General features: G+C 59.3%; 19 protein-coding genes. 13 read left to right on the forward strand and 6 right to left on the reverse strand.

From position 1 onward, the window contains the following. Nucleotides 1-97 precede the first annotated feature (97 nt). From LIX91_RS02340 to LIX91_RS02345, 3 genes are all read left to right on the forward strand, one after another. The gene (locus tag LIX91_RS02340; RefSeq protein WP_230412448.1) at nucleotides 98-1,306 is read left to right on the forward strand and encodes an MFS transporter; all 1,209 of its coding nucleotides are present in this window, start codon (nucleotides 98-100) and stop codon (nucleotides 1,304-1,306) included. Beyond that, on the forward strand, nucleotides 1,303-1,425 hold the full coding sequence (locus LIX91_RS25570; protein ID WP_003314627.1) for a hypothetical protein: 123 nt from the start codon (nucleotides 1,303-1,305) through the stop codon (nucleotides 1,423-1,425). The genes LIX91_RS02340 and LIX91_RS25570 overlap by 4 nt, the downstream gene beginning before the upstream one ends. Before the next feature lie 61 nt (nucleotides 1,426-1,486). Then, nucleotides 1,487-2,038: a glutathione peroxidase gene (locus LIX91_RS02345; RefSeq protein WP_003314628.1), complete on the forward strand. Its 552-nt coding sequence runs from the start codon at nucleotides 1,487-1,489 to the stop codon at nucleotides 2,036-2,038. Between the two features lie 451 nt (nucleotides 2,039-2,489). On the opposite strand, the gene LIX91_RS02350 is transcribed toward LIX91_RS02345, so the two are convergent. From LIX91_RS02350 to LIX91_RS02360, 3 genes are all read right to left on the reverse strand, one after another. Beyond that, a complete protein-coding gene (locus LIX91_RS02350) occupies nucleotides 2,490-3,773 on the reverse strand; it encodes an OmpP1/FadL family transporter (RefSeq protein WP_004411199.1) in 1,284 nt (427 codons plus the stop codon). A gap of 241 nt (nucleotides 3,774-4,014) precedes the next feature. After that, the gene (locus LIX91_RS02355) at nucleotides 4,015-4,233 is read right to left on the reverse strand and encodes a hypothetical protein (protein WP_002554588.1); all 219 of its coding nucleotides are present in this window, start codon (nucleotides 4,231-4,233) and stop codon (nucleotides 4,015-4,017) included. A gap of 482 nt (nucleotides 4,234-4,715) precedes the next feature. Further along, nucleotides 4,716-5,021, reverse strand: a complete 306-nt coding sequence (locus tag LIX91_RS02360) for a hypothetical protein (protein WP_226487921.1) — start codon at nucleotides 5,019-5,021, stop codon at nucleotides 4,716-4,718. A gap of 753 nt (nucleotides 5,022-5,774) precedes the next feature. Between LIX91_RS02360 and rmuC the strand changes: the two genes are divergently transcribed. Further along, nucleotides 5,775-7,139, forward strand: coding sequence for a DNA recombination protein RmuC (rmuC, locus tag LIX91_RS02365; RefSeq protein WP_161420716.1), 1,365 nt, complete (start codon nucleotides 5,775-5,777; stop codon nucleotides 7,137-7,139). Nucleotides 7,140-7,338: 199 nt separating this feature from the next. Beyond that, nucleotides 7,339-7,461, forward strand: a complete 123-nt coding sequence (locus LIX91_RS25595) for a PA1414 family protein (RefSeq protein WP_003418154.1) — start codon at nucleotides 7,339-7,341, stop codon at nucleotides 7,459-7,461. 86 nt (nucleotides 7,462-7,547) lie between these two features. Here the strand turns inward: LIX91_RS25595 and LIX91_RS02370 are convergent, their stop codons facing one another. Then, the gene (locus LIX91_RS02370; RefSeq protein WP_103696738.1) at nucleotides 7,548-7,844 is read right to left on the reverse strand and encodes a hypothetical protein; all 297 of its coding nucleotides are present in this window, start codon (nucleotides 7,842-7,844) and stop codon (nucleotides 7,548-7,550) included. A 225-nt stretch (nucleotides 7,845-8,069) separates the two neighbouring features. Between LIX91_RS02370 and LIX91_RS02375 the strand changes: the two genes are divergently transcribed. After that, the gene (locus tag LIX91_RS02375) at nucleotides 8,070-8,669 is read left to right on the forward strand and encodes a tRNA-uridine aminocarboxypropyltransferase (RefSeq protein ID WP_226487922.1); all 600 of its coding nucleotides are present in this window, start codon (nucleotides 8,070-8,072) and stop codon (nucleotides 8,667-8,669) included. Between the two features lie 100 nt (nucleotides 8,670-8,769). Continuing rightward, nucleotides 8,770-9,729: a DMT family transporter gene (locus LIX91_RS02380; protein ID WP_003418147.1), complete on the forward strand. Its 960-nt coding sequence runs from the start codon at nucleotides 8,770-8,772 to the stop codon at nucleotides 9,727-9,729. A gap of 20 nt (nucleotides 9,730-9,749) precedes the next feature. On the opposite strand, the gene LIX91_RS02385 is transcribed toward LIX91_RS02380, so the two are convergent. Both LIX91_RS02385 and LIX91_RS02390 read right to left on the reverse strand, forming a co-directional pair. Further along, nucleotides 9,750-10,364 carry an NAD(P)H-dependent oxidoreductase gene (locus LIX91_RS02385; protein WP_103696736.1) on the reverse strand — a complete coding sequence of 205 codons (615 nt, stop codon included), beginning with the start codon at nucleotides 10,362-10,364 and terminating at the stop codon, nucleotides 9,750-9,752. Beyond that, on the reverse strand, nucleotides 10,357-11,751 hold the full coding sequence (locus tag LIX91_RS02390) for a class II fumarate hydratase (protein WP_003342769.1): 1,395 nt from the start codon (nucleotides 11,749-11,751) through the stop codon (nucleotides 10,357-10,359). The genes LIX91_RS02385 and LIX91_RS02390 overlap by 8 nt, the downstream gene beginning before the upstream one ends. A 169-nt stretch (nucleotides 11,752-11,920) precedes the next feature. Here LIX91_RS02390 and LIX91_RS02395 point away from each other — a divergent pair, with 169 nt between their 5' ends. The 6 genes from LIX91_RS02395 (at nucleotide 11,921) to LIX91_RS02420 (ending at nucleotide 18,924) form a co-directional block, all read left to right on the forward strand. Continuing rightward, a complete protein-coding gene (locus LIX91_RS02395) occupies nucleotides 11,921-12,448 on the forward strand; it encodes a DUF2059 domain-containing protein (RefSeq protein ID WP_003314637.1) in 528 nt (175 codons plus the stop codon). Between the two features lie 15 nt (nucleotides 12,449-12,463). Beyond that, the gene (locus tag LIX91_RS02400; RefSeq protein WP_003314638.1) at nucleotides 12,464-12,757 is read left to right on the forward strand and encodes a BolA family protein; all 294 of its coding nucleotides are present in this window, start codon (nucleotides 12,464-12,466) and stop codon (nucleotides 12,755-12,757) included. Nucleotides 12,758-12,929: 172 nt separating this feature from the next. Beyond that, on the forward strand, nucleotides 12,930-13,883 hold the full coding sequence (locus LIX91_RS02405) for a rhodanese-related sulfurtransferase (protein ID WP_410524737.1): 954 nt from the start codon (nucleotides 12,930-12,932) through the stop codon (nucleotides 13,881-13,883). A gap of 3 nt (nucleotides 13,884-13,886) precedes the next feature. Next, nucleotides 13,887-14,519 carry a DsbA family protein gene (locus LIX91_RS02410; protein ID WP_003418139.1) on the forward strand — a complete coding sequence of 211 codons (633 nt, stop codon included), beginning with the start codon at nucleotides 13,887-13,889 and terminating at the stop codon, nucleotides 14,517-14,519. Then, nucleotides 14,512-16,338 carry an ABC transporter ATP-binding protein gene (locus LIX91_RS02415; protein ID WP_226487947.1) on the forward strand — a complete coding sequence of 609 codons (1,827 nt, stop codon included), beginning with the start codon at nucleotides 14,512-14,514 and terminating at the stop codon, nucleotides 16,336-16,338. The genes LIX91_RS02410 and LIX91_RS02415 overlap by 8 nt, the downstream gene beginning before the upstream one ends. Nucleotides 16,339-16,461: 123 nt before the next feature. After that, entirely contained in the window at nucleotides 16,462-18,924 is a 2,463-nt protein-coding gene (locus LIX91_RS02420; protein WP_032703083.1) for an EAL domain-containing protein, read from the forward strand. Nucleotides 18,925-18,929: the final 5 nt, after the last annotated feature.

Raw genomic sequence — 18,929 nt, forward strand, 5'->3', positions numbered from 1 at the left:
ACCCTGCGCATCGCTTTGTTGACAGCTTTTACCGGCAGCGCGTAGCTTCGCAAATCGCGGGTAAAACCATGTAACACAAAGCGCAGGGAGCTCAACCATGACATCGATCTGGCGTACCAGTGGCTGGGTTCTGCTGGGGAGCGCGCTGATTCTTGCGCTTTCGCTGGGGACGCGGCACGGCTTCGGTCTGTTTCTGGCGCCCATGAGCGCCGAGTTTGGCTGGGGGCGTGAAGTCTTTGCCTTTGCCATCGCCCTGCAGAATCTGATGTGGGGCCTGGCACAGCCCTTCGCCGGGGCGCTGGCAGATCGATTCGGGGCGGCGAAAGTCGTCTTCGTCGGCGGTGTGCTGTATGCCGCAGGTCTGTTGTGCATGAGCACCGCCGATTCTTCACTCAGCCTTTCATTGAGCGCCGGTCTGCTGATCGGTATCGGCCTGTCCGGCACATCGTTTTCGGTCATCCTGGGTGTCGTGGGGCGTGCGCTGCCTGCGGAAAAACGCAGTATGGGCATGGGGATCGCCAGCGCAGCCGGCTCATTCGGTCAGTTCGCCATGCTGCCCGGCACATTGGGCTTGATCAGCTGGCTGGGCTGGTCCGGCGCCTTGCTGGTGCTGGGCGTAATGGTGGCGTTGATCCTGCCTCTGGTGGGCATGCTCAAGGATACGCCGAGCGTATCCGCCGGCGTCGAACTGACCCTCGGCGAGGCGCTGCGTGAGGCGTGCTCGCATTCGGGGTTCTGGCTGCTGGCGCTGGGGTTCTTTGTCTGCGGCTTTCAAGTGGTATTCATTGGCGTGCACTTACCGGCCTATCTGGTGGATCAGCACTTGCCCGCCAAGGTCGGCACTACAGTGCTGGCCCTGATCGGCCTGTTCAATATCTTCGGCACCTACACAGCAGGCTGGCTGGGCGGGCGCATGTCCAAGCCCCGACTGTTGACCGTGCTTTACCTGTTGCGCGCGGTGGTGATCGTGCTGTTTCTCTGGATACCCTTGAGCCAGACCACAGCGTATCTGTTCGGCGTGGCGATGGGCTTGCTGTGGTTGTCGACCGTGCCGCTGACCAACGGTACGGTCGCGACACTGTTCGGTGTGCGCAACCTGTCGATGCTGGGCGGCATCGTCTTCCTGTTTCACCAACTGGGCGCCTTTCTCGGTGGCTGGCTGGGCGGGCTGGTGTATGACCGCACCGGCAGCTACGACCTGATCTGGCAAGTCTCGATACTGCTGAGTCTGCTCGCCGCAGCGCTCAACTGGCCGGTGCGCGAGCGCCCGGTGGCGCGGTTGCAGGCGCAGGGCGGTCTGGCATGAGTCGGCGCTGGCCTCTGCTGGCGGCGCTGCTGGTGGGCGCGGTGGTGCTGGGATTGCTCTGGTGGGCCTGGCAGCATGTCGGGCTGGGCGCATTGCAACTGGGAATGGGCGCTTGCTAGGCAGACGCTCCGGCATGGGGTAGCGTGTCGGCAGACGACAACAATATTCAGGGCCGCCATGATGAACATTCGCTTTTTTTCGATCCCTCTTTTGCTGCTGGCCATGAGCGGTGCTGCAATGGCCGCCGACTGTCCGCCGTTGCTGCAAGGCGAGCTGCCCAAGCTGCGCGCCAAGGAAAACATCGACCTGTGCAAGCGCTTCGCCGGCAAGCCGCTGGTGGTGGTCAATACTGCCAGTTTCTGCGGCTTCGCCCCGCAGTTCAAAGGCCTTGAAGCGCTGAGTCAGCGCTACAAGGGGCAGGGGCTCGAAGTGTTGGGTGTACCGTCCAATGACTTCAAACAGGAAGCCAAGGATGGTGAGGAGACCGCCAAGGTCTGCTACGTCAATTATGGCGTGACCTTCACCATGACCGAGCCGCAAGCCGTGCGCGGTGATGATGCGACCCATCTGTTCAAGGTACTGGCCGAGCAAAGCAGTGCGCCGCGCTGGAACTTTTACAAGTACGTGGTCGATCGCCAGGGCAAGGTCATCGCCAACTTCTCCAGCATGACCAAGCCGGATGATCCTGAGCTGATCGCAGCCATTGAGAAGGCGATTGCGTCTAAGCCTTAGGGGGCAAAAAAAGGGGTGGCTTGAGTCTTGTCTGAATCGACCTGGCATCGCAGAACCCTTGTGTGACGCGGAGCGCCACATAGAGGACGCAGAGCGTCCAGAACTGCATGCCGACGCGGAGCATCGGCACGATAGTCAGTCAATGACGTGGAGTATCTGTACGGTAGTCAGTCAATGACATGGAGCGTCGGCACGATAGTCAGTCAATGACGCGGAGTATCTGTGCGGTAGTCAGTCAATGACGTGGAGCATCGGCACGATAGTTAGTCAATGACGCGGAGTATCTGTACGGTATTCAGTCAATAACGTGGAGTATCTGTACGATAGTCAGTCAATGGCGCGGAGTATCTGCACGCTGGTCAATCAATGCAGATCTGAGCGCACCAGGCGCGCACTAAAAAGCCCGCAACCATTACGGGTTGCGGGCTTTTTTCAGCCTGGCAGTTGCTTATCAGAAGCGATAGGTAACCGAAGTGCCCAGGCCGTGAGCGGTGTTGCGGTAGTCGGCGCTGTACGAACCTTTGGTCGCGCTGGAATCGCGGATCTTGGTTTCGTCTTCACGCAGGTACGAGTACGCCACGTCGATGGTCAGGTCGTCGGTCGGGCTCCAGCCGGCACCGAAGCTGATGATCTTGCGATCGCCCGTCGGGATGCGTGGGGAGCGGTTGACGTTGTTGGTCGGCGACTGATCAACGGAGAAACCGGTACGCAGCGTCCACTCTTTATTGACCTTGTACGAAGCACCGATGGCGTGCGCCCAGGTGTCGTGCCAGTTCTGTTCTTCGGTGATGGTGCCGATCGGGCCGGCAGAGCCGCCCAGCAGGGCAGGGACGCCATCGTTGTTGACGGTGATGTCTTGCAGGCGGCTCCAGCGAGTCCAGGTACTGCCGGCATAGACCGTCCAGTTTTCGTCGATCTGCTGGGTGATGGAGAAGTCCACGGACTCAGGCGTGGAGATGTCCAGAGAAGCGTCATACTTCTGACCGCCGAAAGGACCGAAACCCGAACCTTCGATCTTGGTCTTGCCCTTGAGCTTGTAATCGACCTTGGAGTGGTAAGTCAGGCCCAGGCGAGTGGTGTCGGTAGCCTGCACCAGGATACCGGCATTGAAGCCGATTGCGGTGTCATCGCCTTCGATCTTCACCTTGCCGTCGTTACGGCCCGGTGTTGCAGAGTTCAATGTTGCCGAGGTCAGTTCACCGTCGATGCGGTTGAGCGTCGGGCCGAAACCGATGGAGACCTTGTCGTTGAATGCATAGCTGACGGTCGGCTGAAAGGTCACGACCTGGACGTGACTCTTGTCACCCCAGTAGCGGCCGGCGAAGCCTTTTTCGTAATCGGTGACCAGGCCGAACGGTACGTACACGCCCAGACCAAATGCCCAGTGATCATCGATTGGTTTGACGTAGTAGCCCATGGGTACGCCGACCACCGGAACCATGTCGCCGTCGTTGCTGCCGCCAAATGTGCCGCGACCATTCTTGATATCGGTCTTGGCGATCACGGCAGCTGCACCGACGCTGATTTCTTCACGTTTAAGGCGGGACATACCGGCAGGGTTGCCGAATACGGTACTTGCGTCATCGGCTGACGAGGAGCGACCTGCAAAGCCGGTGCCCATGCCGCTGATGCTTTGTTCGTTGAGGGCAAAGCCGGCAGCGAGCAGTTGAGAAGAGGCCAGACCCAGTGCGAGTCCAAGCGTTGTCCGGTTCAGTGCTTTTGTCATTATTTTCATTATTAGAACTCCTTGTTGTTCACCGGTCGAAAATTACCAACATTTTCGATGGCGCGCTATAGGCTGAGGAGCCCGATTTAGAGCTATTCTTGTAGGACAATCCCCTCAAGGGAGTAGGAATTGCAATTTAGAGCAAGTTCCAGTGCTGCAGGCATTGTGTAATGCAGAGGATACAAAGCGCGCATAAAAAAAGCCCCGCCTTTGCAGTGCGGGGCTTTTGGCTTGCGGTGCAGCGTTTTCGTCAGGCGATGAGGGCCTGACGGGTACGCTCGATCACGGCCTGCAGCGGTTCGGCGCTGGCGTACTGATCGGGGTACAGGCGTTCGCTGTGGCGGGCGATGCCGTGTTCATTGACGATGGTGAAGCTGAAGCAGCCTTTGCGAGCGGCCATGATCAGGCAGTTCATCGGGGCAAAAGCGTTGGTCAATGTGTGAATTGCATGTTGAGTCTGAGTATTCATATTCAAGGTGTTTCCTGAAGCAACACGGAACAATACCGTGCAAAAATAAAGATTCCAGTAAACGCGGGCCGACATTTGATACAAAAGCCTGGCTGGGCGGAGAACCTGACTGGAACAAAGACAGGCAGTTGAAGCGCGCTTTATCGTATGGCGCTCTGGCTGACCGGTAGGTACTTAGGAGGGCAGGCAACACAACAGGAGCAAAGGTTCTACGCTCCGGGTGAAGATCCTGATCAATTGCAGGCTGGTTGAAGCAGACCATGAGAGCCGTGTCGGCACTGTCACCCACAAATGGTGCATCAGCGCGAAAGGTTCATGTCTGGAAACCATCGAGGTGGTCGATCCCTTGTTGCCAACATTCTCGTCGCATGGAGGAGTGTCTGTCGGGGGACTTGTCGACCGGAATTGATTTTCAGCTTGGTACTAACGGCGGCGATGATACCCGCCTGATCGGGGCATTGCAAGTGGCAGTGTATAAATCTTCACCAGTGCCCGGCCAATCGATAGATCAGTACGGTGATTGACGCAACCATCGAGCAGCCCAGCAAGTAGGCGGTGATGGTAAGCCGCAGCGACCTGCGGCTTTCGATGGCGCGCATGATGTCGCCTGTCGCGTTGATACGCCCGCTGCTCAGGTCACTGCAGATGATCAGCATCAGGGCGATCGCTGACAGCAGCACGCTGTAGGCAAACACGCCGCCGTCCGGGGCTGGCAGTACGATACTGACTGCCAGGGCGACGAGGCAGACAGCCAACAACAGCAGGAAGAACTTGGCTATCTCCTTCATGGATCCCTTCACTGAATCGTTCGTAAATTAGGGTGAGCTGCATTTTTGCCAGTGCTTGGACCGCAATATGTGCAATTTGTCGCCCGAATCGCTTTGATTGCCCAGAGTAATGCGCGAAATGCGCCGTCGCCCGTGTCGAGCCAGAAACCGAAAAACTGCTGAAAGCCTTGTATTCATTGAGAATGCGATGCGTTCGGGCACGCAAAATATGATGCATGAAATGACCAAAAACGGCCTTGATGAGGAGTTGTGCACATTAGCGGCACAAGCTGCTACATCACTGTCACAAGCGAAGCTAAGGGTTTGATTTATGATGGTGAATTATTAAGTCAATGAAAAACATCGTTTTTTTTTAGCTGGTGAAAAAATCGTCAGTTTGAGCGCAGGCCCCATGCTGCTTGCGTTTGCGGAAGTTAAAGGGGGGTTGTCCACTGAGTTATCCACAGCTTCTGTGGATTGTCCCGCGCAAAATGTCCCCCTAATAGGGGCTGTGTGCCGTGTTGAAAACGCGTACAATCCGTTCCCCCGATTTGCCCCCGCCTGTTGATCCCGTCTCACCCGAGATGATGTTTCTGCTGCACTATCACGCTCTACCCAATCTGCCGCTGGCCTTTATTATTCAGCCCGCATGGAGTCTTTATGGCACTGGACCTGAACAGCCTGTTACTGGGGCTTGGCGCAGCAGCGTTGCCCTTGCTGGGCCTGCTCTGGCATCTACAGCGCCGGCTGGCCGCTCGTCAGGCCGAGAGCGCGTTGCTCGATGAGCGTCTGAGCATGGCGCAAATGGCGCAGGAAGGTCTCAATGCCCAGTTGGATGCGTGCCGTGACGAGGTTAGCGACCTCAGTCAGGCCAATGCCGCCAAGCAGGCTGATCTTGCGGCGTTGCGCCGCGAGGTCGAGTTGCTGCGCCAGGAAAGCGATAACGCGCGCGAAACGGCGCAGGACTGGAATCATGAGCGTGCCGCCAGAGAGGCTGAGTTGCGTCGCCTTGATGCGCAGTGTGCAGCGCTTAACGCTGAGCTGCGCGAACAGCAGGATGGCCATCAGCAGCGCCTGAACGATCTGCAGGGTTCCCGGGATGAGCTGCGCGCGCAGTTCGCTGAACTGGCGGGCAAGATTTTCGATGAGCGCGAGCAGCGTTTCGCCGAGACCAGCCAGCAGCAGCTGGGCCAATTGCTCACGCCGCTCAAGGAACGTATCCAGTCGTTCGAAAAGCGTGTCGAGGAAAGTTACCAGAACGAAGCGCGTGAACGCTTTTCCCTTGCCAAGGAGCTGGAACGTCTGCAGCAGTTGAATCAGCGTTTGAGTGATGAGGCGACCAACCTGACACGCGCCTTGAAGGGGCAGAAGACCCAGGGCAACTGGGGCGAGCTGATCCTGGAGCGCGTGCTGGAGCATGCCGGGCTTGAAAAGGGCCGTGAGTACCAGACGCAAATCAGCCTCAAGGGGCCGGACGGCGAACGCTTTCAGCCTGATGTGTTGATCATGTTGCCGGGCGACAAGCAGGTGGTGGTCGACGCCAAGGTCAGCCTGACGGCCTACCAGCAATATGTGTCTGCCGATGACGAGGTCATTGGTCAGGCTGCGCTGAAGCAGCACGTACTGTCGTTGCGTAACCATGTCAAAGGCTTGTCAGGCAAGGATTACAAGCGTCTCGAAGGGCTGCACAGTCTGGATTTCGTTCTGCTCTTCGTGCCTATCGAGGCCGCCTTTTCTGCCGCCTTGCAGGCCGAGCCGAACCTCTTCCAGGAAGCCTTCGACCGCAACATCGTGATTGTCAGCCCTACGACCCTGCTGGCCACCTTGCGAGTGATTGACAGCCTGTGGAAGCAGGAGCGTCAGAGCCAGAACGCCCGTGAGATCGCCGAGCGGGCAGGTTGGCTGTACGACAAGTTCGTGTTGTTCATCCAGGATCTGGATGAGGTAGGCAACCGCTTGCAACAACTGGACAAGGCTTATTCGGCAGCACGCAACAAGCTGACCGAAGGGCGCGGCAACCTGATCAGCCGCAGCGAGCAACTCAAACTGCTGGGGGCGCGCGCCAGCAAGAGTCTGCCCGCCGATTTGCTGGAGCGGGCGATGACCGACGGCGATGGCCTGATCAGTCCGCCAGACTGAGCCGGTCGACTCGTCGACGTAATGTTCAGTAACAGGCCGTCCGTCGCAAAGACTAGAAGCGATCCTGCACAAATGTCACATTGGCTCCATCGGGAAAATTGTTTCTCGTCGCACTCGGCTAACAGTTCATTTGCTTCTATGATCTCTAGTGAGTGATGAGTACGCATCGACTGCCGAGTATTTCCCTCAAGGGGGCTCTATGAATAGCAAACTGCAAGAATGGCTCCACGATGTAGGCGTTGCATTGGGTCTGATAGAACGCCCAAAACTGCAACCCATTCCGGTTCGTGCCGACGATGATCGTCGCCGCCAACGCCGGTAAGCCTCTCGCCTGACCCTGGCCACAGGGTAATGCGCATGTTGAGTTTCATCGGGGCGCACAGGGCGTCCCGATACAAGGGCCGGCTTTCAATGCTGATGCCCGGGCTTTTCCTCAGACTTTCCCGGTTCCTTTTTCACCTCATGCAAAATCAGCTTGATGATCTTGTTCAGCGCAAACTGATCTGGTCTGGCGATTGCTTTTTCCCTGATGGCTTCAGGGTGGGTGAAATCGAAGGCTTCCTCCAGCGCGCGGAAAAAGCGCTCGATATCATCTTCATCAAGGGCCAGATCGGCGAGCGTTGCGTTATCCTGAATGGCGCTCTTGTCCACTAGGATGATGCCCAGGGCGTCGAATACCTTTTGCCCGATCTCTTTGCGATTCATGAAAGCCCCTGATGTGGATCTTGTCAGATACAGCAGGCGTACTTCATTTCTCCAGCCCAGACCCATGAGGCTAGCTCAAATCGCCGTTGCGGCTGTGGATTGACCCGCGTTTGCGACGCTGATTTGTTTAAAATGCCTGGCTGTTCGACAGGCGGTTTGCAGCAACGCTGATTCGTCGCGCAGCGCAGCCTTTTTAACCTTGTGAGATTGACCGAGTGCCCATCGATGTCCCGCGCCCGTTGTGAACGCTGTCTGCGTCCTGCCACGCATTGTCTGTGCGCCCTGATTCCACAGCTGGACAGCCGCACGCGGGTGTTGATCCTGCAGCATCCCGATGAAGTCGGCCATGCCTTGAACACCGCCCGACTGGCCGCGCTCGGTCTGCTCAATGCGCAGTTGCTGGTGGGCGAGGTATTCGACGATCTGCAAGCGCTTCTGAATCCGCCAGGCTATCAACCGCGATTGCTGTTTCCGGGTTACGCTGCGCAGACGCTGACGCCTTATGCGCAGGATTCGCTGCCCATGCTGCTGGTCGTGCCGGATGGCACCTGGCGCAAGGCGCGCAAATTGCTGCACCTCAACCCCTTGCTCGCCGAGCTGCCAAGGGTGACGCCGGGCGCCGCACCTGCTTCGCGTTATCGCTTGCGCAAGGCGCCGGGCCCTGAGGCCTTGTCGACGCTCGAGGCCATCGTGCATACCTTGCAGACGCTGGAAGCACCTGACTCGTTCGAGGCCTTGCTGAAGCCGTTCGATGCGTTGATCGAAGGTCAGATTCAGGCCATGGGCAGTGAGACCTACCAGCGCAATCACGGCGGCCAGGGATAAGGAACACAATTCGCGCCGTTAACTGCACCCAGCTGTAACTGTTGCTTTGCCGATCAGCGCCTAGAATGGATGTTCTGTTCTATCTCTTGCGGAAGTTGCAATGCACATCTCGTCTGGTCGCTGGGTCTATGGCCTCTGTCTGTCACTGTTGACCGCGCTGCTGTGGGGCATTTTGCCGATCAAGCTCAAGCAGGTGCTGCAGGTGATGGATCCGGTGACCGTGACCTGGTTCCGCCTGGCTGTGTCCGGGGCGCTGTTGTTCATCTGGCTGGCCTCGGTCAAGCGCCTGCCCAGCTTCAAGGTGCTGGGGCGCAAGGGCAGGGTGCTGGTCGGGCTGGCCGTGTTCGGTCTGGTCGGCAACTATGTGCTGTACCTTATCGGCTTGCGCCTGCTGAGCCCGGGCACCACGCAATTGCTGGTTCAGGTCGGTCCGATTTTTCTGCTGATCAGCAGCATCTTTCTGTTCAAGGAGCGTTTCAGTCTGGGGCAGGGCATCGGCCTGATGGTACTGCTGGTGGGCTTCGGGTTCTTTTTCAATCAGCGTCTGGTGGAGCTTTTCACCTCGTTGGGCGACTACACCCTGGGCGTGCTGGTGGTGCTCCTGGCCTCGACCATATGGACGTTCTACGGGCTGAGTCAGAAGCAGCTTCTGACGGTATGGAATTCGCTGCAGGTGATGATGGTGATCTACCTGTTTTGCGCCCTGTTGCTCACGCCATGGGCGCACCCTGCCGAGGCATTGCTGTTGAGCCCGTTGCAGGGCTGGCTGCTGTTGGCCTGCTGTCTTAACACGCTGGTGGCCTACGGCGCCTTTGCCGAAGCGCTGGCGCATTGGGAGGCCTCGCGGGTCAGTGCGACGCTTGCGCTGACGCCATTGGTGACGCTGACCGCCGTGGCGGTTGCCGCCTGGCTGTGGCCGGATTACGTGCAGGCTGAAGAGTTGAACATGCTGGGTTACGGCGGTGCGTTGCTGGTGGTGGCCGGGTCGGCGCTGACTGCGCTGGGCCCTTCACTGGTCGCCGGCCTCAGGGCACGCAAGGCCCGGCTGGCGCAGGCCTGAGGTGCGGGTGGCGGGGCAGATCAGCGTCTGCCCAGCCCCTGAGCCTGAATAATCCACTCCTGACGCTGCTGTTCGCTGGCGCTGTGTACCGGGGCGAACTCAGTCAGGCGTTTGGTCTTTATCCCGCAAAAGCCGAGGATGGTCCGCACCATCTGCCGGTGCGCCGGCGCGCCGTAAATCCACTGAAAGTAACGCGGCGGCGTGTCCATGGCGACCAGCAGTTCCGCCGTCCGGCCGCGAAGCAGTTCATTGGATGAGTGCTTGCGGCCGTGGACCTTGAACGCAAAACCGGGTGTCAGCACCCGGTCGAAAAAGCCGGTCAGCAACGCAGGCAAGCCGCCCCACCAGACCGGATAGACGAAGACCAGATGCTCGGCCCAGTGGATCTGACGCTGGGCTTCAAGCAGGTCGGGCTCAAGGGTTTGAGTTTGATCGTAGCCGTTGTGCAGAATCGGATCGAAGTCCAGTTCGCCCAGCTTGATGACCCGCACCACATGCCCTTCGCTACGCGCCGTTTGCGCATAGGCGTCGCCCAGGGCGTGGCAGAAACTGATGGCCTTCGGCGTGCCGTAGACCATCAGGATTCGTTTGCCATTGCCTTCCAGTGGCGTTGCGCCGCTTCTGGCATCAGCCATTACTGCCTGCCTCGAGCATTTTGTCCGGCCGCACCCAGGCATCGAACTCTTCATCGGTCAGGTAACCCAGCGCCAATGCCGCTTCGCGCAACGTCAGACCTTCGGTGTAGGCTTTCTTGGCAATCTGCGCCGACTTGTCGTAGCCGATATGCGGATTGAGGGCGGTGACCAGCATCAGGCCGCGCTCCAGGTGCTCGGCCATTTTTTCGCCATCCGGCTCCATGCCCGCGATGCAGTGCTCGTTGAAATTGCTGCAGCCATCGGCCAGCAGGCGAATCGACTGCAGAACGTTATGAATGATCACTGGCTTGTAGACGTTGAGTTGCAGGTGACCCTGACTGGCGGCAAAACCGATGGTCACGTCGTTGCCCATGACCTGGCAGGCCAGCATCGACAGGGCCTCGCACTGGGTCGGGTTGACCTTGCCGGGCATGATCGAGCTGCCGGGCTCATTGGCGGGCAGTCTGACTTCTGCCAGCCCGGCACGCGGGCCTGAGCCTAGCAGGCGCAGGTCGTTGGCAATTTTCATCAGCGTGCCGGCCAGCGTCTTCAATGCGCCGGACAGCGCTGCAAGTGGCTCGTGACCGGCCAGCGCGGCGAACTTGTTGGGCGCCGTAACGAATGGCAGGCCTGAGAGAGCGGCCAGTTCTGCGGCAATGGCTTCGGCAAAGCCTTTGGGCGCATTGAGCCCGGTGCCGACTGCCGTACCGCCCTGAGCCAGCTCGTAGACGGCGGGGAGGGCTGCGCGAATGGCTTTTTCCGCGTAATCGAGTTGCGCGACAAACCCCGACAGCTCCTGGCCGAAGGTGATCGGCGTCGCATCCATCATGTGCGTGCGCCCGGTCTTGACCAGCTTCATGTGCCGCGCGGCCTGTTCGGCCAGACCGCTGGACAATTCGGCGATGGCGGGCAGCAACTGCTCCTTGACCGCCTGGGCGGTGGCGATGTGCATGGCCGTCGGGAAGCAGTCGTTGGAGCTTTGCGAGCGATTGACATGATCGTTGGGATGGACTGGCGACTTGCCGCCACGGCCCTGGCCAGCCAGTTCGTTGGCGCGGCCTGCAATCACCTCGTTGACGTTCATGTTGCTCTGCGTGCCACTGCCGGTCTGCCAGACCACCAGCGGAAATTGCGCGTCATGCTGACCGTCGAGCACTTCGTCGGCAGCCTGCTCGATCAGGCGGGCGATGTCGGCAGGCAAGTCGCCATTTCGATCGTTGACTCGTGCGGCGGCTTTCTTGATCAGAGTCAGCGCGTGCAGGACGGGCAGCGGCATTCGCTGGTCGCCAATCGCAAAATTGATCAGTGAGCGTTGGGTCTGCGCGCCCCAGTAGGCATCTTCGGGGACTTCGATCGGGCCAATGCTGTCGGTTTCGGTGCGGCTCACTGGTCTTACTCCTTTAAGTACGTTGCAGGGTTAGGTGTCCATATGCCCACAGGGTTCCCGCGCAGTGCTTTTTAACCGCTGGGTGAACCGGGGGTTGAGCCAAAAGCCCAGATAAGCGCAGAATGGTCGGCCCTGGGGTAATGCCTCGTTTGCTAGATAAGGAAACTCGATGACCCGTCTTCGTGCCATTTGTACCGCGGTAGCCCTGGTCTGTGCCAGCGGCCAGGTCTTCGCCGACACCGCCAGTCACAACGCGAGCGCCGAAACGTTCCTGAAGCTTGCCAACGCCGATCGCCTGGGCGCTCCGGTCTACGCTCAGGTTCAGCAGATGTTCGCTCAGCGTTTTGCTGAAACCAAGGCACCTGCGTCGAAAAAAGCCCTGCTTGAAACCTATCAGGCCAAGGCCAACACCGCTCTGGACCAAGCCATTGGCTGGAACAAGCTCAAGCCTGAGATGGTCAAGCTGTACACCGCCAACTTCACCGAAAGCGAGCTGAAGGATCTGGTTGCGTTCTACCAGTCGCCACTGGGCAAGAAAGTGATGACCAAGATGCCTGAGCTGGCTCAGCAGTCGGCCCAGCTGACCCAGAGCAAGCTGGAAAGCGCTGTTCCGGTCGTCAACAAGCTGCTGGCTGACATGACTGCCGAACTGGAACCTGCCAAGGCAGCTGCTCCGGCTCCGGCTAAAAAGCCCTGACAGGCGATTTCCATCATGACCATGCAACAACGAATCGAGTCGGCGCTTGCGCTGCTGCAACCGCATCACCTGCAAGTGCTCGACGAGAGTCATATGCACAGTCGTGGTCAGCAGACCCATTACAAGGCTGTTCTGGTCAGTGATCAGTTTCAGGGCCTGAACTCGGTCAAGCGGCACCAGAAGGTTTACGCCACGCTGGGCCCGCTCATGGGCGAGTTTCATGCGCTGGCGCTGCACACTTACACGCCTGAAGAATGGTCGAAGATCGGTGCAGCGCCTGCTTCGCCGACCTGTGCCGGCGGGCATTGATCAGGGTTTTTTACTGATCCGCTCCGCTTGCCGGGTCGATTGACCCGCCGAGCTGTCTGCTGTACTCCGGTTTTTGCTAGAATCCGCACCGCGCCGCCTGGCCGGTGCGTTTTTTTGGTCCGCAATTTTTTACCCGGTAGGCCCTTTGCGAGGGTCGCCACTGGAGAGATACATGACTCAAGAGCCGATGACTCAGCCGATCGTCGTGGCTGCGCTGTACAAGTTCGTTACCCTCAGCGATTACGTGGAACTGCGCGAGCCGCTGTTGCAGGCGATGATCGACAACGGCATCAAGGGCACGCTGTTGATCGCCGACGAGGGCATCAACGGCACGGTGTCCGGCAGTCGCGAAGGCATCAATGGCCTGATGGCGTGGTTGAAGAACGACCCGCGCCTGATCGACATCGACCACAAGGAGTCCTACTGCGACGAGCAGCCGTTCTATCGCACCAAGGTCAAGCTCAAGAAAGAGATCGTGACCCTGGGCGTCGAAGGCGTCGACCCGAACAAGAGCGTCGGTACGTACGTTGAGCCTAAGGACTGGAACGACCTGATCAGCGATCCGGAAGTGCTGCTGATCGATACCCGCAACGATTATGAAGTGTCGATCGGCACCTTCGAGGGCGCCATCGACCCGAAGACCACGTCGTTTCGAGAGTTTCCGGAATACATCAAGGCGCATTTCGACCCGGCAGTGCACAAGAAGGTCGCCATGTTCTGCACCGGTGGCATCCGCTGCGAAAAAGCGTCGAGTTACATGCTCGGCGAGGGCTTCGAAGAGGTCTATCACCTCAAGGGCGGCATTCTCAAGTACCTGGAAGAGGTCCCCGAGCAGGAAAGCCACTGGCGCGGCGAGTGTTTCGTGTTCGACAATCGGGTCACGGTGCGACACGACCTGACCGAAGGCGATTATGATCAGTGCCACGCCTGCCGTACGCCTATCAGTGCCGAAGACCGCGCCAGCGAGCATTACTCGCCGGGCGTCAGCTGCCCGCATTGCTGGGATTCGCTGAGCGAGAAGACGCGTCGCAGCGCCATCGACCGGCAAAAGCAGATCGAACTGGCCAAGGCACGTAACCAGCCTCATCCGATCGGTCGCAACTATCGTTTACCTTCCGAGGCCTGAGCCATGTCTGCCCGCCTGATCTATGTCATGGACCCGATGTGCTCCTGGTGCTGGGGCTTCGCTCCGGTTGCCGACGCGTTGGTGCAACAGGCTCGGGCGGCGGGCGTGCCGCTGCATCTGGTCATGGGCGGTCTGCGCTCCGAAGGTGCGGCGCTGGAGCCGGCCAAGCGTCGTTACATTCTTGAGCACTGGCAGGCGGTCGAAGAGGCCACCGGCCAGCCGTTTCGTCGCGAAGGTGCGCTGCCGGAAGGGTTTGTCTACGACACCACGCCTGCCTGCCTGGCCGTGACTGCGGCACGGCAGCTGGACCCGGATCGCGCCTGGCAACTGGTCGGACTCATCCAGCGGGCGTTCTACAGCGAAGCCCGGGACGTAACGCGTCCGTCATTGCTGGCTGAGCTCGCGGAGCAGACGGGGCTGTCGCGTCAGGCATTTGCCGATGAGTTCGAAAGTCCGCAACGGCAGGCGGCCACCGCCGCCGATTTCGCCTGGGCACAGGATCTGGGCATTGCCGGCTTCCCGACCCTGCTGGCCGAGCGTAACGGTCAGCTGGCGTTGCTGACCAACGGTTATCAGCCGCTGAGCAGCCTTGCGCCCTTGCTGGGTCGATGGCTGGAGCGTGCAGCCAGTGCATGATGAAGTGCCTGAGGCTGCCCGACAGCCGCACGCCACGCGCAGCGATGCATTGAGCTGGGCCGAGATCCGTCGTCTCGCCTTACGGCATAAAAAGTCCCTGTGGCTGGCCAACGGTGTCGCGGTGCTGGCCACACTGTGCAGTGTGCCTATCCCGTTGCTGCTGCCGTTGCTGGTCGACGAGGTGTTGCTGGGCCGTGGCGATGCTGCGCTCAAGGTCATGGATCACCTGCTGCCTGGCAACTGGCAAAAGGCGGCGGGCTACATTGGCCTGATGCTGTCGTTAACGCTGGTGCTGCGGGTCGGAGCGCTGGTGTTCAATGTGTTGCAGGCGCGGCTGTTCGCCGGGCTGGCCAAGGACATCGTCTATCGTATCCGGCTGCGGCTGATCGAGCGGCTAAAGCGCATTTCCCTGCGTGAATACGAAAGCCTGGGCAGCGGCACGGTGACCACGCACCTGGTCACCGATCTGGATACGCTGGACAAGTTCGTCGGTGAAACCCTCAGTCGCCTGTTGGTGGCCACGCTGACCCTGGCAGGCACTGCGGGCATTCTGATGTGGATGCACTGGAAGCTGGCGCTGCTGATCATGCTGTTCAACCCGCTGGTCATTCTGCTCACGGTGAAACTGGGCAAGCGCGTCAAGCACCTCAAGAAGCTGGAGAACGACAGCACGTCGCGGTTTACCCAGGCGCTGAGCGAGACGCTGGATGCGATTCAGGAAGTCAGGGCAGGGAACCGGCAAGGCTTCTTTCTGGGGCGCCTGGGCTTACGCGCGCAGGAAGTGCGTGACTACGCGATCAATTCACAGTGGAAAAGCGACGCCTCGGGCCGTGCCAGCGGGCTGCTGTTCCAGTTCGGTATCGATATCTTTCGCGCCGCGGCAATGCTTACGGTGTTGTTCTCGGACCTGTCCATCGGGCAGATGCTCGCGGTGTTCAGCTACCTGTGGTTCATGATGACGCCGGTCGAGCAACTGCTGAACCTGCAATACGCCTACTACGCGGCGGGCGGGGCGCTGACGCGCATCAACGAGTTGCTGGCGCGTGCCGACGAGCCGCAATATGCCGGTGGCACCGACCCGTTCGGAGGCAAGGAAACCGTAGGGGTCGAGGTGCGTGGCCTGACCTTCGGCTATGGCGAAGACCTGGTGCTGGACCAGTTGAACCTGAACATCGCGCCGGGAGAAAAGGTCGCCATTGTCGGTGCCAGCGGCGGCGGCAAGAGCACCTTGGTGCAGTTGCTGCTGGGTCTCTATACGGCGCGTACCGGGGTGATCCGTTTTGGCGGCGTCAGCCAGCAGGATATCGGCCTGGAGACTGTGCGCGAGAACGTCGCCGTGGTGCTGCAGCATCCGGCCCTGTTCAATGACACCGTGCGCGCCAACCTGACCATGGGCCGTGACTGCAGCGATGAAGACTGCTGGCGCGCGCTGGAGGTTGCGCAACTCGACCCTGCTATACGCGATCTGCCACAGGGCCTGGACAGCGTGGTCGGACGCTCCGGAGTCAGAATGTCGGGCGGCCAGCGCCAGCGCATGGCCATCGCCCGCATGGTGCTGTCCGACCCCAAGGTGGTGATCCTCGATGAGGCCACCTCGGCGCTGGACGCGGCCACCGAGTACAACCTGCATCAGGCGCTCGCACGTTTTCTGCGCAGCCGTACGACGCTGATCATTGCCCATCGCCTGTCGGCCGTGAAGCAGGCCGACCGTGTACTGGTGTTCGACGGCGGGCGTATCGTGGAAGACGGTGACCATCAGCAACTGATTGCCGATGGAGGTCTGTACGCCAAACTGTACGGACATTTGCAACAAATCTGATGCGCGAAGCCTCGATCAGCGCACAGGTTGGCCCGATTGCGGGAGAATCACCTGCCCTCAAGGGCGAATTTAGCCTAGTCTCTGCGCTAGACGTTTATTCAGGCATGTGGTGACGTGAAACCCATGAAGCAACCATGGATCTTCTCCAAGCCCCGTCTGTTGGGCATTGTGTGGCCTTTCATTGCTGTCGCGCTGTTTCAGGCGTTGCTGGGATGCGTCAGTCTCTACACCATGTCTGCCGTGCGCAGCTATGTGGCGGGGGAAAGTCTCTGGTCCAAGGGGCAGAAGGACGCTATCCACTACCTGAGCCTGTACGCCAACCGGCATGATGAGCGTGACTACCTCAAGTATCAAAAAGCCTTTTCCGTACCTCAGGGCGGCCACGCGCTACGCAAGGCCCTCGATCAGCCCAATCCGTCCCTGGCCGATGCCAGAAGTGGAATCATTCAGGGCGGCAATCACCCCGATGACGTAAACGGCATCATCTGGATGTACCTGAATTTCCACAGCTTCAGCTTCATGAAGCAGGTTATTCACTTCTGGGAAGTGGGTGACGGCTATCTCATGCAGCTCGATGAGCTTGCGCGGCATATTCATGAGCGGGTCGGGCAGGGCGCTGTGAGCGCCGCCGAGGTCGATCAATGGCGCGAGCAGATCAATGTGATCGATGAAGGCGTCACGCCTGCTGCGCGCGCGTTCAGTGATGCGCTGGGCGAAGGCTCCAGGCTGATCCTCAACCTGTTGATAGCGGTCAATCTGGTCACCGCCGTGATATTGATTCTTCTGGCGCTGCTGCGGGTGCGTCGTCTGATCGTCCAGCGCCGCGTGTTTGCCGACGCCCTGCAACTGGAGAAGGAGCGGGCGCAGATCACCCTGGAGTCCATCGGCGACGGGGTGATCACCATCGATGTGGCCGGTGCCATCGTCTACATGAACCCGGCCGCCGAGGGCCTCACCCACTGGAAAGCCAATCAGGCCAGCGGGCTTCCGCTGGCTGCGCTGTTCAATCTGCTGGATGAAAACGATCAGAAGGACCAGTCAACGCTGGTCGAGCAGATCATCGCCGGCAAGCTCAAGGGTGGCAGCGCCAACAGCAAGCTGATCCAGCGCCTTGATGGCAGCACGGTGTCCGTTGCGCTGGTCGGCACGCCGATCTACACCGAAGGCGTGATCAGTGGCGCGGTGCTGGTGCTGCATGACATGACCCAGGAGCAGCAGTACATCGCCGATCTGTCCTGGCAGGCTGCCCACGATCCGCTGACCGGCCTGGTCAACCGCAGCGAATTCGAGCGCCGTTTGCAGCGCGTGCTCGACGAAGACTGCGGTCAGGGCCGGAGCCATTGCCTGATGTTTCTCGATCTGGACCAGTTCAAGCTGGTCAATGATACCGGTGGTCATGCGGCGGGCGATGAACTGCTGCGCCAGCTGTGTCGGGCCTTGCCGGAGGGCTTGCGCGAGGGGGATACGCTGGCCCGGTTGGGAGGTGACGAGTTCGGCGTGCTGCTGGTCGATTGTCCTGACGAAACGGCGCTCGATATTGCCGAGGCGTTGCGCGAGGCGGTGCAGCGTTTGCATTTCATGTGGAAAGGTCGGCCATTCATGACTACCGTCAGTATTGGCCTGGTGCACCTCGGCGACACACCTGCGTCTCTGGAAGGGTCATTGTCTGCCGCCGACATGGCCTGTTATATGGCCAAGGAAAGAGGTCGCAACCGGGTCCAGGCCTACAGTGTGGATGACCTGACGCTGTCGATGCGTTTTGGTGAGATGGCCTGGATACAGCGGCTGCACATGGCCATGGACGAAAATCGCTTTTGCCTTTATGCGCAGGAAATCGCCTCGATAAAGGGTGAAGCGGGCGAAGTACGACACATTGAAATCCTCCTGCGCCTGCGCGACGAGTCTGGACGAATGGTCGTGCCGGACAATTTCATTCCGGCCGCCGAGCGCTATGGGCTCATGACTACGCTGGATAGGTGGGTGGTGCACAATGTGTTCAAAGTCATAGCCCAGTGCCAGAGTGATGATCGGCATCAGGTGCCTCAGGCGCTATGTGCTATAAATTTGTCTGGATCGAGTATCGGCGATGATACGTTTCTCGAATACCTGAAACAGCAATTCAAGACGTTTGCCGTATCGCCCGGGATGATCTGCTTCGAGATCACCGAGACCAGTGCGATTGCCGACCTGCAAAGTGCGATCAGATTCATCAATGAGTTGAAGGGCCTGGGTTGTCAGTTTTCCCTTGATGATTTCTGCTCGGGCATGTCGTCTTTTGCCTATCTCAAGCATTTGCCGGTGGATTTCCTCAAGATCGATGGCAGTTTTGTAAAGGACATGCTCGACAATCCGATCAATAAGGCTATGGTCGAGGTGATCAATAATATCGGTCATGTCATGGGCAAACGCACCATTGCAGAGTACGTTGAAACGCCGCAGATCGAATCTGCGTTGCAGGAAATGGGCGTGGATTTTGCACAGGGCTATCTGATTTCCCGCCCTGAATTGTTCACTTGCGAGAGTCTTTATATTCAGCCCGTACGGCCTGACCCCCTGATGTTCGGCGCGCCAGGAACGCTACGTTAATCAGT

Origin of the sequence: Pseudomonas sp. B20, assembly GCF_020515755.1 — a bacterium.
Classification (GTDB): domain Bacteria; phylum Pseudomonadota; class Gammaproteobacteria; order Pseudomonadales; family Pseudomonadaceae; genus Aquipseudomonas; species Aquipseudomonas syringae.

What these genes read in the sequence shown, in the direction of transcription:
- LIX91_RS02400 (WP_003314638.1), top strand. Translation starts at nt 12,464, where the DNA reads ATGACCATGCAACAACGAATCGAGTCGGCGCTTGCGCTGCTGCAACCG.
- LIX91_RS02370 (WP_103696738.1), bottom strand. Translation starts at nt 7,844, where the DNA reads ATGAATCGCAAAGAGATCGGGCAAAAGGTATTCGACGCCCTGGGCATC.
- LIX91_RS02405 (WP_410524737.1), top strand. Translation starts at nt 12,930, where the DNA reads ATGACTCAAGAGCCGATGACTCAGCCGATCGTCGTGGCTGCGCTGTAC.
- LIX91_RS02350 (WP_004411199.1), bottom strand. Translation starts at nt 3,773, where the DNA reads ATGAAAATAATGACAAAAGCACTGAACCGGACAACGCTTGGACTCGCA.
- LIX91_RS02375 (WP_226487922.1), top strand. Translation starts at nt 8,070, where the DNA reads ATGTCCCGCGCCCGTTGTGAACGCTGTCTGCGTCCTGCCACGCATTGT.
- LIX91_RS02380 (WP_003418147.1), top strand. Translation starts at nt 8,770, where the DNA reads ATGCACATCTCGTCTGGTCGCTGGGTCTATGGCCTCTGTCTGTCACTG.
- LIX91_RS02395 (WP_003314637.1), top strand. Translation starts at nt 11,921, where the DNA reads ATGACCCGTCTTCGTGCCATTTGTACCGCGGTAGCCCTGGTCTGTGCC.
- LIX91_RS02420 (WP_032703083.1), top strand. Translation starts at nt 16,462, where the DNA reads ATGAAGCAACCATGGATCTTCTCCAAGCCCCGTCTGTTGGGCATTGTG.
- LIX91_RS02340 (WP_230412448.1), top strand. Translation starts at nt 98, where the DNA reads ATGACATCGATCTGGCGTACCAGTGGCTGGGTTCTGCTGGGGAGCGCG.
- LIX91_RS02355 (WP_002554588.1), bottom strand. Translation starts at nt 4,233, where the DNA reads ATGAATACTCAGACTCAACATGCAATTCACACATTGACCAACGCTTTT.
- LIX91_RS02360 (WP_226487921.1), bottom strand. Translation starts at nt 5,021, where the DNA reads ATGAAGGAGATAGCCAAGTTCTTCCTGCTGTTGTTGGCTGTCTGCCTC.
- LIX91_RS02385 (WP_103696736.1), bottom strand. Translation starts at nt 10,364, where the DNA reads ATGGCTGATGCCAGAAGCGGCGCAACGCCACTGGAAGGCAATGGCAAA.
- LIX91_RS02410 (WP_003418139.1), top strand. Translation starts at nt 13,887, where the DNA reads ATGTCTGCCCGCCTGATCTATGTCATGGACCCGATGTGCTCCTGGTGC.
- LIX91_RS25595 (WP_003418154.1), top strand. Translation starts at nt 7,339, where the DNA reads ATGAATAGCAAACTGCAAGAATGGCTCCACGATGTAGGCGTTGCATTG.
- LIX91_RS25570 (WP_003314627.1), top strand. Translation starts at nt 1,303, where the DNA reads ATGAGTCGGCGCTGGCCTCTGCTGGCGGCGCTGCTGGTGGGCGCGGTG.
- LIX91_RS02345 (WP_003314628.1), top strand. Translation starts at nt 1,487, where the DNA reads ATGAACATTCGCTTTTTTTCGATCCCTCTTTTGCTGCTGGCCATGAGC.